This window comes from Duganella sp. 1224 (assembly GCF_013408245.1).
Classification (GTDB): domain Bacteria; phylum Pseudomonadota; class Gammaproteobacteria; order Burkholderiales; family Burkholderiaceae_D; genus Rugamonas.
In genome coordinates this window covers 430,466-447,252 of record NZ_JACBYS010000001.1, presented here as the reverse complement: position 1 = coordinate 447,252, position 16,787 = coordinate 430,466, and the positions used below count along the sequence as shown (strand labels likewise).

The following is a 16,787-nucleotide window of genomic DNA, read 5'->3' as shown; positions in this document are numbered from 1 at the left end:
GGAATCCATGCTGAGCGTGAATGCCGGCGTTCCATGGGTTCCGGCCTACGCCGGAACGACGGTGGCGAGCGCTTGCGCGGCCTGGGCGATGCGCTGTTCCAGGCCGCCGGCAACCGGCACGTGGGGAATTCCGCGTGCCGCCAGTTCTTCCCGCAGCATGCGCTCAATCGTGATGCTGACTGCCTCGCTCTCCCGCTGCAACCCATCGGCCACCCACGGAATATCCGACGCCGTCACCAGCGTCAGCGCGTAGTCGCCGCCGTGGGCGTCGGCCAGCGGCGCCAGTTGCGCGTCGATGCCGCCGAAGTAGTGGCGGCTGTAGACCGCCGTCATCAGCGGCGTGGTATCGCAAAACAGGAAATCCCGCGCATGCGGCGCGGCGGCATCCTCGCGCGCCCGTTGCGTGCGCGCGATGTGGATCTGGTCCGCCTCCACCGGCACCCGGCCCTCGGTGTCGACGAATTCGCGCAGATACTCCGGCACCCAGACGGTGCCATGGCGTTGCGCCAGCGCGGCGGCCAGCGTGGTCTTGCCGGACGACGCCGTGCCGAGGATGGCGATGCGCAGCGGCCTCATTCCAGCGCCAGGCGCCGTCCGCCGCTGTGCGTGTCGCCGGACCACGCGCGCAGGCCCACCAACGCCATACCGACAAAGATGGCGTACAAGATCGCCGTCAGCATCAGATGCTTGTGCAGGTACAGCGCCACATACAGCACGTCGACGATGATCCACACATGCCAGTTCTCGATCTTTTTGCGCGACAGCAGCAACTGGCCGACCAGTGAGCCGGCGGTCAGGAAGCCGTCCGAATTCGGCACGTCGGTATCGGTGTACGACTTGAGGAACCACGCCAGCAGCACAAAGCCGGCCAGCCACGCCACGGCGGCCAGCACGCGGCCGCGCGCCGACAGCGCCGTCACCGGCAGCCGGCTGTGGCTGTCGTCGCCGCGCAGCCACTGATACCAGCCGAACACCGACACCGCGATGAACACCAGCTGCAGGCCCATGTCGCCATACAGCCGCGAGCCGTAAAACACCAGCCCGTAGGTGGCAGACGAGATGATGGCGAACAGCCAGCCCCAGTGGCTCTGGCGGATGTTCAGCCACACCGTGGCCACCGACAGCAGGAACGACAACAGCTCCAGCGGCGTCGTGGCAAAGACTGCCAGATGCAGCGGCATGTTTGCCGCGTTCACCCAACTACTGAGCAGGAGCTGTAAGGTCGTCATTTTTTAGGGTACTTGATGGTCATCTCTTTGAGCACGTTGTCGGCGTGATCGACTTCGGTCATCACCCACAGCATATACCGGATGTCCAGGTGGATGGCGCGGGTGATGTCGCGGTCGAAGTACCAGTCCTTGGTGATCGATTCATAGGTCGAATCGAAGTTCAGGCCAATCAGCTCGCCGTGCCTGTTCATCACCGCCGAACCGGAGTTGCCGCCGGTGGTGTCGGCGCTGGTCAGGAAGTCAACCGGCACGGTGCCCAGCACCGGGTCCTTGAACTGGCCATAGCGCTTGGCCTTGATCGCCTCCAGCAGGTTCTGTGGCGCGTCGAACGGCGCCTTGCCGGTGTTCTTCTCGACGATGCCCTCGATGGTGGTGAACGGGCCCTTGGTGATGCCGTCCTTCGGCGAGTACGGCGACACGGTGCCGTAGGTCACGCGCAGCGTCGAATTGGCGTCCGGGTAGACCGGCTTGCCCTGCGATTTCTTCCACGCGATGACGGCCGCCATGTATTGCGGGATCACGCGTTCCAGGTTGCCATCCAGCTCCTTGCGTCGGTCCTTCAGCGACTGCGCCACGTCGTCGGTCTTCACCGCCAGCTGGATGAAGGCGTCGCTGGAGGCCTTGAAGGCGGCGACGTCCTTGCCCAGCCACGACAGGCGGGCGGCGGTGTCGCCCAGCTGCGATTGCGCGTACAGCGCCGGCACCGCGTCGGCGGCCGGCAGCAGCGCGTCCAGGCCGGTCACGTGCATCGACTTCGGCAGCCTGGCGTAGCGCTGCAGCGCGGCGGCGAAGCGCGCCTGGTCGACACTGCCCATGTACGATTGTTCCAGGCGCGTCAGGCGCGCCTTGATGAACGGCAGGTCGCGCTGCTGGAAGCCCAGCTCGCGCTCGGCGTCCGGCTTGGCGCTTTCCTGCGCCAGGCGGTACAGCGGCGCCGCGGTTTTCAGCAGGTCGCTGGTGGTGGCCACGCTGTAGCCGAATTCCTCGTCGCTCAGCGCGATGTCGGCGGCGATCAGCGCATCCAGCTCGGCCAGCATTTTCTGGTCGCTGCGCGGCTGCTTGGCGTACCAGGCGCGGAACTCGGCGTCCTGCACGTCCTTGATGGCGGCGATGTCCTTGCGCGCGAAGCCGTCGATCAGGCCGCGCGTTTTCTTCATCACGTTGTTGAGACCCTTGACCACGCTGGCGTAGCGCACGGCGCTGGCCTCGCTGTCCCGGGTGGCGGCGGCGATCACGTCCAGGTCGGACTGGATCTCGCCGGCCTTGGCCGGATAGGCGCGGTCGCGCGCGTAGCGGATTTCCGATGGCAGCTTGTAGCGGCTGGTGCGGCCCGGGTAGCCGGCCAGCAGCACCGGATCGCCGTTCTTCAGGCCCTCGGCCGACACCACCAGGAAGTCCTTCGACTTGTACGGCACGTTGTCCGGCGACGGCTCGGCCGGACGGCCATCCTTGCCGACGTAGGCGCGCAGGAAGGAATAGTCGCCGACGTGGCGCGGCCACTCGTAGTTGTCGATGTCGCCGCCAAAGTCGCCCAGCGAGTTGGCCGGCGCGTACACCAGGCGCACGTCGCGTATCATCATCTGGCGGATGCGGTAGTACTCCAGGCCGCGGTGGAAGGCCGGCACCGAGCAGCGGTAGAACTTGTCGCTCTCGCATTCGGCGATCAGGGCCTTGATGTTCTTGTCCACCGCCTCGCTGCGCGCCTTGCCGCTCATGGTCGGCGTGACGCCCTGCAGGACCCGGCTGGTGACGTTTTCCACCTTGTCGGTCACGTACACCAGCGTGTTCGGGCCGCCCGGCAGCTCGTCGGCGCGGGTCTTGGCCAGGTAGCCGTTGGCGATGTAGTTGTGTTCCGGCGTCGAGTTGCGCTGGATGGCGCCATACGCGCAGTGGTGATTGGTGACCACCAGGCCGGCGTCCGACACGAACGACGCCGAGCAGCCGCCCAGCGACACGATGGCGCTCATCGGGTGCTTCGACAAGTCGGCCAGCTTTTCCGCCGGGATGGCGATGCCAATGCGTTTGAGTTCGGATTTGAGCTGCGGCAGTTGGTATGGCTGCCATTGGCCCTCGTCGGCTTGCACGCTGGTGGCGCACAGCAGCGCGGCGGGAAGAACTAGGTATTTGAACAAGATATGGCCCCTGAATGATTTTGGCGCCAGTATTATAGATCGAAGCTCAGCCTCAGCCTACATCCGCCCCCCGCCAGCGCGCTCTCCATGGTCAGCCGCCCGCCCAGCGCGCCGACCCGCTGCTCCATGCCGATCAGGCCAAACGCGTCCGGCTTGGCGCGGGCGCCCGGCGCCAGCCCGACGCCGTCGTCGGTGACACTGAACGCCAGCCCCCCGGCAGGCAGCAGCAGTTGCACCGCCACCGCGCTGGCGTGCGCATGGCGGCGGATATTCAGCAGCGCCTCCTGCAAGCTGCGGAACAGCGCAATTTCCATGGCCGCCGGCAGCGGCGGCAGCGCCGCCTCCGGCGGCAGCGACAAGGTGCAGCGCAAGCCGCTGTCGCGGCGGAATTCCGCCACCTGCCACTCCAGCGCCGCGCACAGCCCGAGGTCCAGCACCGCCGGCCGCAAGTCGTTCATGATGCCGCGCACGCTGCGAATGGTGGCATCGACGTTTTGCAGCGCGGCACGCGCGCGCTGGTGCAGCCGCGGGTGCCGCGCCCCGCTGCGCTCGGCCAGCATGGCGACGTCGATCCGCAACGCCAGCAGGTTCTGGCCCAGCTCATCGTGAATGTCGCGCGCGATGCGCTCGCGCTCCTGCTCCTTGCGCCGCTCCAGATGCAGCGCCAGGCGCTGGCTGTTCTCGGCCTGGCGACGCGCCGTGATATCGGAAAACACCCCGATATAATGGACGCCGCCGTCACCGTCGCGCACCACGCTCAGCGACACCATGCCGGCGTACACGCTGCCGTCGCGCCGCCGGCCCGACAGTTCGCCCTCCCAGCGCGGCGCCTGGCGCAACCCGCGCAACGCGCCGCGCCAGGCCGGCGCCGCCTGCGCCGCAATCAGGAAGCCCGTGCGGCGCCCCAGCACGTCTTCGGCGGCATAGCCGGTCAACCGCACAAAGGCCGGATTGACCGAAACGATGCGGCGCGCGGCATCGCACACCAGCACGCCCTCCGCCATGTGGTCGAGCACCTCGAACGCGCGGCGCCGCGCCGCCTCCCGCACCGCGGTGGTGCCCATGTCGGTCAGAATCATGCGGCAGCGCTGCGCCGGCTGGTCGAGGTTGGCCTCGATGCGCACCTGGCGCCCGCCCAGCAGCAGCTCCAGCGCGCCGGGGGCGGCCCCGGCCAGGGTGGCGGCAATGAATTCGCGCAGACGCTCCCGCGCCGGCGCGTCGAAAAAGCCCGGCAGGCACTGGCCCGGCAGCTCGGCGCGGCGCCGGCCCAGCAACGCCGCCGCCGCCAGATTGGCCCGCACGATGCAGCCCCCGGCGTCCAGCGACAGATAGCCGGCCGGCGCCTGCTCATACAGGGCCGCGTAGTCGGTGCGGCCGATCGCCAGCATCTGCCAGGACTGCTGCTCGGCCAGCGCCTGCTGCTGCAGATCCAGCTCGATCTGGCTGGCCTGCTGCTGGTGCCAGCGCCGCAACCGTTCGCTGTGGGCCAGGGACAGCGCCGCGCCGTCCTCCCCGCTGGCATCGCCGCGGCGCCGCCCGCTCATGGGCGGCCGCCGTTCTGCGCCGCGCGCAGCTGCACTTCCAGCTGCTTGGCTTCGGTGATGTTCACCAACGTCAGCACCACGCCGTCGATGACGTTTTCCACGGTCCGGTAAGGCATGATGCGCACCGAGAACCAGCGTCCGGTGCGGGTCGGGATCTGCCGCTCGCAAAACACCAGGGTGCGCAACACTTCGCGCGCGTCCTGCTCCAGATCGGGGTACTCCAGTTCGTTGTTGATGTCGCTCAGCGGCCGGTGCAGGTCGGCGGCGATCAGCTTGAAGATTTGCGTGGCGCGTTCGGTAAAGCGCCGTATCCGCATCTCGCTGTCGAGGAAAATCGTGGCGATGTCGGTGCTGTTGAGCAGGTTCTTCATGTCGCCGTTGACCACCGACAAATCATCGACCTTCGATTGCAGTTCCGCGTTGACCGTGTATAGCTCTTCGTTCAGCGACTGCATTTCCTCCTTGGAGGTGGTCAGTTCCTCGTTGGTCGACTGCAGCTCCTCGTTGGTCGACTGCAGCTCCTCGTTGGCCGAGCGCAGCTCCTCGCGCGACGCCTGCATCTCGTCGCGCACCGCCTGGATTTCCAGCCGGGCCTGCGCCAGCTGACGCTCCAGCTCCTGCACCTGCGGGTTGCCGGAACGGCTGCGGCGCCTGGCGGGGGAACCGGGCTGCAGCACAAACGTCAGCAGCACCGCGCCCGCCACGCCGCTGTCGGCCAGCGCTTCCGCCGTCAGATCCAGCAGTTGCCGGCCGTCGCCATGCTCGGTCAGCGCCACGCCGCGCATCACGGCGACGCCGGCCGTTTGCGCCGCGCGCTCCAGCAGCGCCGCCACCGCCGGCCGCACGCTGTCGCGCGCCATCGCGTGGATGTTCCAGTTGGCCTTGCCGGCCGCCGGTTCCAGGAAGGCGCCGGTACGGCCATGGATATACAGGATGTCGCCCTCGCGGTTGACCAGCACTGCCGCCGGCGTATGCCGCTGCAACAGGTGCTGGTCGATCTGCTGCTGCAGCGATGGCCGGCTGGCCGGATTGTGGGTGTCGTTCATGGGTGCGGGGGGGATGGATTGACGGGTTGCCAGATAGCTGCCAAAGCGCTGGCTGGACACCTCCAGCCGGCGGAACACTCTGCTGGAAGGCAGCACCGGCGCGAACATTTCATTGAACTGGCCCGGGGTGTCGGCGCTGCCCAGCACCAGCAGGCGTTGCGGGCGCAAGGCATAATGGAACAGGGGTATCAGCTGCGCCTGCAGCCGCGGGGTGAAATAAATCAGCAGGTTGCGGCAGCACAGGATGTCCAGCTTGGTGAACGGCGGATCGGAAATCACATTCTGCCGGGCGAAAATGATGCCCTTGCGGATATCCTTGGCAATGCGGTAGCCCTGCTCCTCGGTGCCGACGAAGTAGCGCCGCAGCAGATCGGCCGGCACCTGCTCGCGGATGCTGGCGCCGAACACCCCCTGCCGCGCGCGCGCCACCGCGTCGTCGTCGAGGTCGGTGGCGAAAATCTGCAGCTGGTAGCGCTCCGGCGACGGCAGCCGCTGCGCCGCTTCGCGGAACACCATCGCCAGCGTATACGCCTCCTCGCCGGTCGAGCAGGCCGGCACCCAGGCCTTGAATTCGCCGCCGTCCGGGTACGCCAGCAGCAGTTCCGGCAGCACCACGTCGCGCAACTGCTCCCATACCTTGGGATCGCGGAAAAACTGCGTCACGCCGATCAGCAGCTCCTTGAACAGCAGCTCGATCTCGCCGCGGTTGGCGTGCAGGAAGGCGACATAGTCCGCCAGCGTGGCGGTCTGGCGCAGCCGCATGCGGCGGTCGACGCGCCGCAGCACGGTGCTCAGCTTATAGTCGGAAAAATCGGCGCCGCCATGCTGGCGCAGCAGCTGGAACATCTGGCGCAACTGGGCGCGTTCGACGCCGGCCCGGTCCGGCAGCCACAGCAAGCCCTCCATGCGCCACCAGCGCTGGATGTGCTCCATCATCTGGCCCGGCAGCGCCACCAGGTCGACCGCGCCGGCGCCGATGGCGCTGGCCGGCATGGCGTCGAACTGCGCCGACGACGGCAGCTGCGCCAGCGTCAGGCCGCCGGCCTCGCGGATCGCCGCCAGGCCGCGGGTGCCGTCGGCGCCCATGCCGGACAGCACCACGCCAATCGCCTGCTGCGGATGGTGCCGCGCCAACGCCTGGAAAAACCGGTCGACCGGGCGGCGATGGCCGCGTTCGCCGGCCGGCGGCAGCGGCGCCAGCCGCCCGTCCGCGAAGCCGAGATCATGGTCGGGCGGGATAATGTACACATGGCCGGCCTGCACCGGCATGGGCTCGTTGACCTCGGCCACCGGCATCGGCGTCAGGTTTTGCAGCAGCTCCGGCAGCACCCCGCGGCGCGCGGGGTCGAGATGCTGCACCACCACGTAGGCGAAGGCGCTGTCGGGCGGCACGCTGCACAGGAATTCGGACAGCGGCTTGAGGCCGCCGGCGGACGCGCCGATGCCGACCAGCGGCACCACGCCGCGGGCCGGCGCGGCCGGCGGTGGCGTCAGGGAAGGGGCGGAATTTGTCATCGTCCCCTATCTTACTCTGAAACGCCGCTACGGCTGGTCGCCCGCGTGCCAGCCGCCACCCAGCGACTGGATCAGCGCGATCGCCGTGGTCTGGCGGTTGACCTGGGCCTGCACCAGCGCGCGGCGCGCGGCCAGCGCGGTCTGCTGCGCGGTGACCACGTCGCTGTAGCTGACCTGCCCGGCGCGGTAGCGGTTCAGCAGCTGCACCTCGACCTGGTCGGCCGCCGCCGACGCCACCTTGCGCAGGTCCTGCTGCTGCACCAGCGCGCGCGTGGCCACCAGCTGGTTCTCGACGTCGGCGAAGGCCGACAACACCGTCTGCCGGTAGGTGGCGATGGCCTGGTCGCGCGCCGCCTCGGCGCCGCTGACGCGGGCGCGGGTGGCGCCGGCGTCAAACAGCGTCTGCGCCGCGCTCAGGCCCAGCGACCACAGGTTGTTGGAGGCGTTGAACAAGCCGCCGGTGGCGCCGGCGCCGTAGCCGAAGGAACCGGTCAGGTTCAGGCTGGGGAAATAGGCGCTGCGGGCGATGCCGATGTTCTGGTTGGCGGCCGCCACGCGGCGCTCGGCGCCGGCGATGTCCGGGCGGCGCTGCAGCAGCGTCGACGGCAGGCCGGTCGGGATGTCCGGCACGGTGATCTTCCACTCGGCCGGCGGCAGCGCGAAGTCGTTGGCCGCCTTGCCCAGCAGGACCGCGATGGCGTGCTCGTAGGTGGCGCGGGTGCGCAGCAGCGTGATCTGGTCGATGCGGGCGCTGGCCAGCTGCGTCTGCGCCTGCAGCAGGTCCGACTTGGCGGCGATGCCGGCGTCGAAGCGGTTCTGCGTGATCTGCAGCACCCGCTCGTAGCCCTCGGTGGTCTGCTCCAGGATGGCCTTCTCGGCGTCGGCCTCGCGCAGCGCGAAGTAGTTGGTGGCCAGCTCGCCCTGCGCCGACAGGCGCGCGGCCGCCAGGTCGGCGGCGCTGGCCTGCAGGCTGGCGTTGGCGTTGCCCAGGCCCGCGCGCAGCTTGCCCCACACGTCCGGCTCCCAGCTGGCGCCGATGTTGGCGCGGTACTGGTTGGCGGTGGGCGTGTTGCCGCCGCCGCCGGAACGGGTGGCGCTGGCGTTCAGGTCCACCACCGGGAACAGCGCGGCGCGCTGCTCGGCCACCAGCGCGCGCGCCTGCGCGTACGCCGCCACCGCGGCCGCCACGTTCTGGTTGTTCACCTCAAGGCTCTCGGCCATCTGGTTCAGCAGCGGATCGTTGAACAGCTGCCACCACGGGCCGCGTTCCAGCGTGTCGGCCGGCGCGGCGGCGGTCCAGCCGGCGGCCGCCTTGTCGGCGTCGCTCGGCGTTTCCTTGTAGGCCGCCGGCTGCGGCGTCGCCGGCACCTGGTAGGTGGGCGTGACCGAGCAGCCGGCCAGCAGCGCGGCCGCCATGGCCAGCGCGGTCAGGGGATAACGGGAGGTCAATGCGTGTTTGCTCATGGTGTAATCGGCGATTCGTCGCTATGGATGCGGCTCAGTTGTTGTTCGGACGGGCCGCGGCGGCGCAGCTTGTCCATCAGGATGTAGACCACCGGCGTCGTCAGCAGCGTCAGCATCTGGCTGGCGATCAGGCCGCCGATGATGGCCACGCCCAGCGGCTGGCGCAGCTCCGAGCCCTCGCCGAAGCCGATCGCCAGCGGCAGCGCGCCCAGGCCGGCGGCCACGGTGGTCATCAGGATCGGCCGGAAGCGCAGCAGGCAGGCCTCGCGCACCGCCTCCAGCGGCGCCAGCCCGCGCGAGCGCTCGGCCTCCAGCGCGAAGTCGATGATCATGATGGCGTTTTTCTTGACGATGCCGATCAGCAGGAAGATGCCGATCAGCGCGATGGTCGAGAACTCCATCTTGAACACCAGCAGCGCCAGCACCGCGCCGACGCCGGCCGATGGCAGCGTGGTCAGCACCGTCACCGGGTGCACCAGGCTTTCGTACAGGATGCCCAGCACGATGTAGATGACCACGATGGCGGCCAGGATCAGCAGCGGCAGCGACTTGTTGCTGTCCTGCGCCTGCTTGGCGGCGCCGGCGAAGCTGCCGCGCACATTGCTCGGCATGGCGATGTCCGCCTCGGCCTGGGCGATCTGCGCCGCCGCCTCGGACAGGCTGGCGCCGTCGGCCAGGTTGAAGGCGATGGTGGTGGCCAGTTCGCCGTCCTGGTGGTTGATCGAGGTCGGCGCCGAACTCTCGGCGTAACGCGCCACCGTCGACAGCGGCACCATGGTGGTGGCCTTGGTGCTGAGCGACGAGCCGGACGAGGCGTCGCGCACCGCCGGCGCGGCCACGTTGGCGGCGGTGGCCGACGAGGTGCTGGTGGCGCTGCTGTTGCCGGCGGTGGTGGTGGCGGCCGCGGTGGTCGCCACCGGCGCGCCGCTCGGGTTGGCCGCGCTCGGCGCCGGCAGGCCGGTGGACGGCACGTAGACGTCGTTCAGCGCCTCCGGGCTGCGCGCCCACTCGCGCGCCACTTCCATGATCACGTGGTACTGGTTCAGCTCATCGTAGATGGTGGCCACCTGGCGCTGGCCGAAGCTGTTGTACAACGCGTTGTCGATGTCGCGCGTCGAAATGCCGAGGCGCGACGCGCTCTGCTTGTCGATGGTGACAAAGGTCTCGACGCCGTTGTCGGCCTGGTCGGAATCGACGTCGGTCAGCGCCGGCCGCCCCTTCATCGCCTCGGCCAGGCGCGCCGCCCATTTCTTCAGGTCGGCCTGGTTGTCCGACTTCAGCGTGTACTGGAAGTTGGCGTTGGCCGAGCGGCCGCCGGCGCGCAGGTCCTGCACCGGGCTGAGGAACAAGGTCACGCCGGTGACCTTGGCCAGCTTGGGCCGCAGGCGGGCGATCACCGCCTGCCCCGCCACCTTGCGCTCGCTGGCCGGCTTGAGGTTGACGAACATGAAGCCGCCGCCGGCGCGCCGGCCGCCGGTGAAGCCGACCACGGTCGCCACGTCCGGATCGTCCTTGATGATGTTGACCAGCTGGCGCAGCTTGCCCTGCATGGCCTGGAACGAGATGCTCTGGTCGGCGCGGATGCCGCCGCTGATCTGGCCGGTGTCCTGCTGCGGGAAGCCGCCCTTCGGAATCGCCGCGAACAGGTAGAAATTCAGGCCGATCACGAACACCAGGCTCAGCATCACCAGCCAGACGCTGTGCAGCGCCCAGTCCAGCGCGTGCTCGTAGGTCTTCAGCACGAAGTCGAAGCCGCGCTCGAAGAAGCGCGCGATGCGGCCCTGCGGCTTGGTGGCGTGGGCGCCGGGCGACAGCAGCCAGGCGCACATCATCGGCGTGGTGGTCAGCGAGATCACCAGCGAAATCATCACCGCCGCCGACAGCGTGATCGCAAATTCCTTGAACAGCGCGCCGAACTGGCCGCCCATGAACAGCAGCGGAATGAACACCGCGATCAGCGACAGGCTGATCGACAGCACCGTGAAGCCCACCTCGCGCGCGCCCAGCAGCGCCGCCTGGAAGCGGTCCATGCCGGCCTCGATGTGGCGGGTGGTGTTTTCCAGCACCACGATGGCGTCGTCGACCACGAAGCCGGTGGCCACGGTCAGCGCCATCAGCGACAGGTTGTTCAGGCTGAAGCCGAGCAGGTACATGACGCCGAAGGTGCCCAGCAGCGAGACGATGGTGGCCACGGTCGGCACGATGGTGGCGCGCACATTGCGCAGGAACACGCTGACCACCAGCACCACCAGCAGGATGGAGATGATCAGCGTGACCTCGATCTCGTGCAGCGACGAGCGGATCGAGTTGGTGCTGTCGCTGGCCACCTGGATCTTGACGTCCGGCGGCAGCTGCGCCTGCAGCATCGGCAGCTGCGCGCGCACGCTGTCCACCGTCTCGATGACGTTGGCGCCGGCCTGGGAGCGGATCAGCACGATGATGGCCTTCTCGCCATTGAACAGGCCCAGGTTGTTCTGGTCCTCGACGCCGTCCACCACCTCGGCCACGTCCCGCAGGCGGATCTCGGTACCGTTGCGGTAGCCGACGATCAGGTTCTGGTAGTCGGTGGCGCTGCGCCCGCCGGTGGCGTTGGCCGACTCGGAATAGATCTGCAGCCGGCGGCCGTCGCCCTGCAGCGCGCCGCGCGGGCGGTTGGCGTTGGCGGCCTGGATGGCGGCGCGCACGTCCTCCATCGACAGGCCCTGCTTGTTCATCGCGTACGGGTTCAGTTCCACCCGCACCGCCGGCAGCGAGCTGCCGCCCAGTTCCACGTCGCCGACGCCGGTCACCTGCGACAGCCGTTGCAGCACGATGTTGGAGACGGCGTCGTAGATCTGGCCCGGCGTGCGGGTCTTGGAGGTCAGCGCCAGGATCATCACCGGCGCGCCGGAGGTGTTGGCCTTGCGGTAGGTCGGATTGCTGCGCAGCGTGGACGGCAGGTCGACGCGGCTGGCGTTGATGGCCGCCTGCACCTCGCGCGCCACCGAGTCGACGTTGCGGTTGAGGTCAAACTGCAGCGTGACGTTGGCCGAGCTGGTGCTCGACTGCGAGGTCATCTCGTTGACGCCGGCGATGGTGCCGAGGTGGCGCTCCAGCGGCGTGGCCACGCTGGTGGCCATGGTGTCCGGGCTGGCGCCGGGCAGCGTGGCGCTGACCGAGATGATCGGGAAGTCGACCTGCGGCAGCGGCGCCACCGGCAGCACGAAGAACGCGCCGATGCCGGCCAGCGCCACGCCCACCGTCAGCAGGACGGTGGCGATGGGGCGCTTGACGAAGGGGGACGACAGGTTCACAGCGCGCTACCTCCGGCCGGCGTGGCCGGCGACGGCTGGCCGCGCAGGCGCCGCCCCAGGCTGTCGAAGCCGAGGTAGATCACCGGCGTGGTGAACAGCGTCAGCAACTGGCTGACGATCAGGCCGCCGAAGATGGCCAGGCCCAGCGGGCGGCGCAGCTCGGCGCCCTCGCCCCAGCCCAGCATCAGCGGCACGGCCGCGAACAGCGCCGCCAGCGTGGTCATCAGGATCGGCCGGAAGCGCAGCAGCGCGGCCTGGTGGATGGCCTCGCGCGGCGCCTTGCCCTCGTCGCGCTCGGCCTCGATGGCGAAGTCGATCATCATGATGGCGTTCTTCTTGACGATGCCGATCAGCAGAATGATGCCGATGATGCCGATCACGCCCAGGTCCTGGCCGGTGATCCACAGCGCCAGCAGCGCGCCGACGCCGGCCGACGGCAGCGTCGACAGGATGGTCAGCGGGTGGATGTAGCTCTCATACAGCACGCCCAGCACGATGTAGACGCAGACCACCGCCGCCAGGATCAGCCACAGCTGGTTGTTCAGCGAATTCTGGTAGGCGCCCGAGGCGCCGAGGAAGGTCAGCGTGACCGAGGCCGGGAACTTGATCTCGGCGGCGGCCTGCTTGATGCTGTCCACCGCCGTGCCCAGCGAGACGCCGGGCGCGGTGTCGAAACCCAGCGTGGTGGCCGGGTACTGCGCCACGTGCGTGACCTGCAACGGCGCCTGGCGCTCGCTGACCTTGGCCACCGCCGACAGCGGCGTCGGTTTGCCGGAGCCGGTGCGCAGGTACAGGTTTTCCAGGTCGGCCGGGGTGGCGATCGAGTCGCGCCGCGCCTCCAGGATCACGCGGTACTGGTTGGTCTCGGTGAAGATGGTGGAGACGATGCGCTGGCCGAAGGCGCTGTACAGCGCGTCGTCGATCGAGGCGGCGGTGACCGACAGGCGCGAGGCGGTGTCGCGGTCGACCGTGACGTAGGCCGCCGGCGCGCTGGCGCCAACGTCGGAGGTGACGTTGCGCAGCTGCGCCTTGGTGCGCATCTGCGCCTCCAGCCTGGTGGCCCACTCGTTGACCGAGGCGTTGTCCGCGCCCTCGATCGACACGCGGAACTGGGTCGGCCCGGTTTCGGCGTCGATGGTCAGGTCCTGGGTCGGCTGCAGGTACAGCGTCAGGCCCGGCATCTCGGCCACGCGCGCGCGCAGCCGGTCCATGATGGCCTGCTGGCTGGCACCGCGCTGGCGCTTCAGGTTGATCAGCATGCTGCCGGTGTGCAGCATGGTGTTGTTGGCGGCGTCCACGCCCACCACGGAGCTGAGGTTCTCGACATCCGGGTCGGCCAGGATGGCCCTGGCCGCCTGCTGCTGCAGCGCCGCCATCTTGTCGTAGGACACCGCCTTGCCGGTTTCCAGGCGCGCCTGCAGCTGGCCGGTGTCCTGGGTCGGGAACAGGCCCTTGGGAATGATCACGTACAGCAGCACCGTCAGCAGCAGCGTGCCCAGCGCCACCAGCAGCGTCAGGCCGCTATGCTCGATGACCCAGGTCAGCGACTTGTCGTAGTGGCCGATCACCCAGTCGAAGAAGGCCTGGAAGCGCACCGCGAAGCGCGACGGCTTTTCGTCGGCGTGGTTCTTCAGCCAGCGGCCGGACATCATCGGCACCAGCGTCAGCGACACCACCGCCGAGATCAGGATGGTGATCGCCAGCGAGATGGCGAACTCGCGGAACAGCCGGCCCACCACGTCGCCCATGAACAGCAGCGGGATCAGCACGGCGATCAGCGACACCGTCAGCGAGATGATGGTGAAGCCGATCTGCTTGGCGCCCTTGAGCGCGGCGGCCATCGGCGTTTCGCCCTCCTCGATGTAGCGGGCGATGTTCTCGATCATGACGATGGCGTCGTCGACCACGAAGCCGGTGGCGATGGTCAGCGCCATCAGCGACAGGTTGTTGAGGCTATAGCCGAGCAAATACATCACGCCACAGGTGCCGATCAGCGAGATCGGCACCGACAGGCTGGCGATGATGGTGGCGCGCAGGCTGTGCAGGAAGGCGAAGATCACCAGCACCACCAGCACCACGGCCAGCACCAGCTCCATCTCCACGTGTTCGACCGAGGCGCGGATGCCGGTGGTGCGGTCGCTCAGCACCTCCACGTGCATGGCGGCCGGCAGGCCGGCCTGCAGCTCCGGCAGGCGCGCCTTGATGGCGTCCACGGTCTGGATCACGTTGGCGCCGGGCTGGCGCTGCACGTTGAGGATGATCGCCTGTTTCAGGCTGTCCTGGTTGCCGGACCAGGCGCCCAGCTCCACGTTCTCGGCGCTGTCCACCACGGTGGCGACGTCGGTCAGGCGCACCGGGGCGCCGTTCTTGTAGGCCAGGATCAGGTCTTTATAGTCCCTGGCGGTCACCAGCTGGTCGTTGGCGTTGATGCTGTAGGCGCGCGTCGGGCCGTCGAAGCTGCCCTTGGCGCCGTTGGCGTTGGCCGCCGTGATGGCGGTGCGCAGCGTGTCCAGGCCGAGGCCGTACGAGGCCAGCGCGTTGGTGTCGGCCTGGATGCGGACCGCCGGCCGCTGGCCGCCGCTCAGCGTCACCAGGCCCACACCGGACACCTGGCTGACCTTCAGCGCCAGCCGGGTGTTGACGATGTTCTGCACCTCGGTCAGCGGCATGGTGTCGGAGGTGATGGCCAGCGTCAGCACCGGCGCGTCGGCCGGGTTGACCTTGGCGTACACCGGCGGCGCCGGCAGGTCGGTCGGCAGCAGCGAGTTGCCGGCGTTGATCGCGGCCTGCACTTCCTGCTCGGCCACGTCCAGCGTCTGGCCCAGGCCGAACTGCAGCGTGATGATGGAAACGCCGGCGGCGCTGGTGGAGCTCATGCGCGACAGGCCGGCCATGGCGCCGAACTGGCGCTCCAGCGGCGCGGTCACGGTCTGCGCCATCACTTCCGGGCTGCCGCCCGGGTACAACGTCTGCACCTGGATGGTCGGGAAGTCGACCTGCGGCAACGCCGACAGCGGCAGGAACTTGAAGCCGACGATACCCGCCAGGACGATCGCCAGCATCAGCAGCGAGGTCGCTACCGGGCGCTGGATGAAGGGTGCGGATGGACTCATTGCTGTGCCGCGCCTTCCTTGTTGCGGCGGCGGTGTTCAGTGGACGGCGCCTCGCCGGCCGGCGCGGACGCCGCCGAAGCCGCGGTCGCTCCCGGCGTGCCACCGGCGCCCTCGCCGGCCGCCGCGCCATCGCGCTTGCCCTTCCAGCCGCCGGCGTGGTCGCCGCCCTTGCCCTTGCCGCCCCAGCCGCCCTGGCCGCCCTGGCCGGGCAGCGTCACCTTGGCGCCTTCCTTCAGGCGGTCGGCGCCCTCGGTGATCACCTGCTCGCCCAGCTTCAGGCCCTCGGTGATCTGCACCTTGTCGACGGTGGCCACGCCGCGCTTGACCGGGCGCACGGTCACGGTCTTGTCTTCCTTCAGCACGTAAACGAAGTCGCCGTTGTTCCCGTGGCGCAGCGCGTTGACCGGCACCATGACCGCGTCCTTGACGGTGTTCAGTTCCAGGCGCACGTTGACGAACTGGCTCGGGAACAGCGCCAGCTTGGCGTTGTTGAAGCGCGCCTTGGCCTTGACGGTGCCGGTCTGGGTATCGATCTGGTTGTCCATGGCCTTGAAGGCGCCGCTGTCCAGCGTGGCGGTGCGGGTGCGGTCCAGCGCCAGCGCCGGCAGCGCCGCGCCATCGTTGACGCGCTGCGCCACCGCCGGCACGCTGTCCTGCGGAATCGAAAACTCGACGTCGATCGGCGACAGCTGGGTGATCACGGCCAGGCCGCCGGTGTCGCTGGAGCTGACCAGGTTGCCGATGTCGACCACGCGCAAGCCCACGCGGCCGGAGATCGGCGCCACCACCTTGGTGTAGCCCAGGTTCAGCCGCGCCGTGCCCTCGGCCGCCTTGTCGGTCAGCACCGTGCCCTCCAGCTGCTTGACCAGCGCCGCCTGCGTGTCCACGTCCTGGCGCGCGATCGAGTCCTGGGTCAGCAGCGTGCGGTAGCGGTTCAGCGTCAGCCTGGCGTTTTCCAGCTGCGCCTCGTCGCGCTGGCGGGTGCCGGTGGCCTGCATCAGCGCCATCTCGAACTGGCGCGGGTCGATCTGCGCCAGCACCTGGCCGGCCTTGACCATCTGCCCTTCCTTGAACAGCACCGATTGCAGGATGCCCGACACCTGCGGCCGCACGGTGGTGGTGGCCGCCGCCGTCACCGTGCCCAGCGCCTCCAGCGTCACCGGCACGTCGGCCTTTTCAGCGGTGGCCACGCCCACCGTGGTGGCCGGCATGCGGCGGCCGCCGCCCGCCCCACCGGGACCGCCAGGACCGCCCGGACCGGGGCCGCCGGGACCTTGTGCTCCTGGCGCACCGCCAGCCGGCTGGTGCGTCAGATGCCACGCCAGCCCGCCCAGCGCCGCCATGACGGCGATGGCGATCACGCTGCCCACAATCTTGCGGCTGCGCTTGGGAGGGTTGGCACTCAAAGTCGGCTTGGCTTGCGAATCCATCGTTATCCTTTTTGTAGACGT

9 protein-coding genes are annotated in these 16,787 nt (G+C 68.9%); all 9 read right to left on the bottom strand.

All coding sequences use genetic code 11. The features are described from left to right. Nucleotides 1-45 precede the first annotated feature (45 nt). Genes FHW58_RS02020 through FHW58_RS01980 form a run of 9 tightly spaced genes read right to left on the bottom strand, consistent with a single transcriptional unit; the run spans nt 46 to nt 16,766 of the window. Complete coding sequence (locus tag FHW58_RS02020) at nt 46-576, bottom strand: AAA family ATPase (RefSeq protein ID WP_179671417.1); 531 nt, start codon at nt 574-576, stop codon at nt 46-48. Further along, nucleotides 573-1,181 carry a nicotinamide riboside transporter PnuC gene (pnuC, locus tag FHW58_RS02015; protein ID WP_179671416.1) on the bottom strand — a complete coding sequence of 203 codons (609 nt, stop codon included), beginning with the start codon at nt 1,179-1,181 and terminating at the stop codon, nt 573-575. The genes FHW58_RS02020 and pnuC overlap by 4 nt, the downstream gene beginning before the upstream one ends. A 44-nt stretch (nt 1,182-1,225) precedes the next feature. Continuing rightward, on the bottom strand, nt 1,226-3,361 hold the full coding sequence (locus tag FHW58_RS02010) for a S46 family peptidase (RefSeq protein ID WP_179671415.1): 2,136 nt from the start codon (nt 3,359-3,361) through the stop codon (nt 1,226-1,228). A gap of 32 nt (nt 3,362-3,393) precedes the next feature. Further along, nucleotides 3,394-4,905, bottom strand: coding sequence for a PAS domain S-box protein (locus FHW58_RS02005; RefSeq protein WP_179671414.1), 1,512 nt, complete (start codon nt 4,903-4,905; stop codon nt 3,394-3,396). Then, on the bottom strand, nt 4,902-7,466 hold the full coding sequence (locus FHW58_RS02000; protein WP_179671413.1) for a chemotaxis protein CheB: 2,565 nt from the start codon (nt 7,464-7,466) through the stop codon (nt 4,902-4,904). The genes FHW58_RS02005 and FHW58_RS02000 overlap by 4 nt, the downstream gene beginning before the upstream one ends. A gap of 27 nt (nt 7,467-7,493) precedes the next feature. Continuing rightward, nucleotides 7,494-8,930, bottom strand: coding sequence for an efflux transporter outer membrane subunit (locus tag FHW58_RS01995; RefSeq protein ID WP_179671412.1), 1,437 nt, complete (start codon nt 8,928-8,930; stop codon nt 7,494-7,496). Beyond that, complete coding sequence (locus tag FHW58_RS01990) at nt 8,927-12,223, bottom strand: efflux RND transporter permease subunit (RefSeq protein WP_179671411.1); 3,297 nt, start codon at nt 12,221-12,223, stop codon at nt 8,927-8,929. The genes FHW58_RS01995 and FHW58_RS01990 overlap by 4 nt, the downstream gene beginning before the upstream one ends. Next, complete coding sequence (locus FHW58_RS01985) at nt 12,220-15,336, bottom strand: efflux RND transporter permease subunit (RefSeq protein ID WP_179671410.1); 3,117 nt, start codon at nt 15,334-15,336, stop codon at nt 12,220-12,222. Before FHW58_RS01985 ends, FHW58_RS01990 begins: the two co-directional genes overlap by 4 nt. Continuing rightward, nucleotides 15,333-16,766, bottom strand: coding sequence for an efflux RND transporter periplasmic adaptor subunit (locus FHW58_RS01980; RefSeq protein WP_179671409.1), 1,434 nt, complete (start codon nt 16,764-16,766; stop codon nt 15,333-15,335). The genes FHW58_RS01985 and FHW58_RS01980 overlap by 4 nt, the downstream gene beginning before the upstream one ends. Nucleotides 16,767-16,787: the final 21 nt, after the last annotated feature.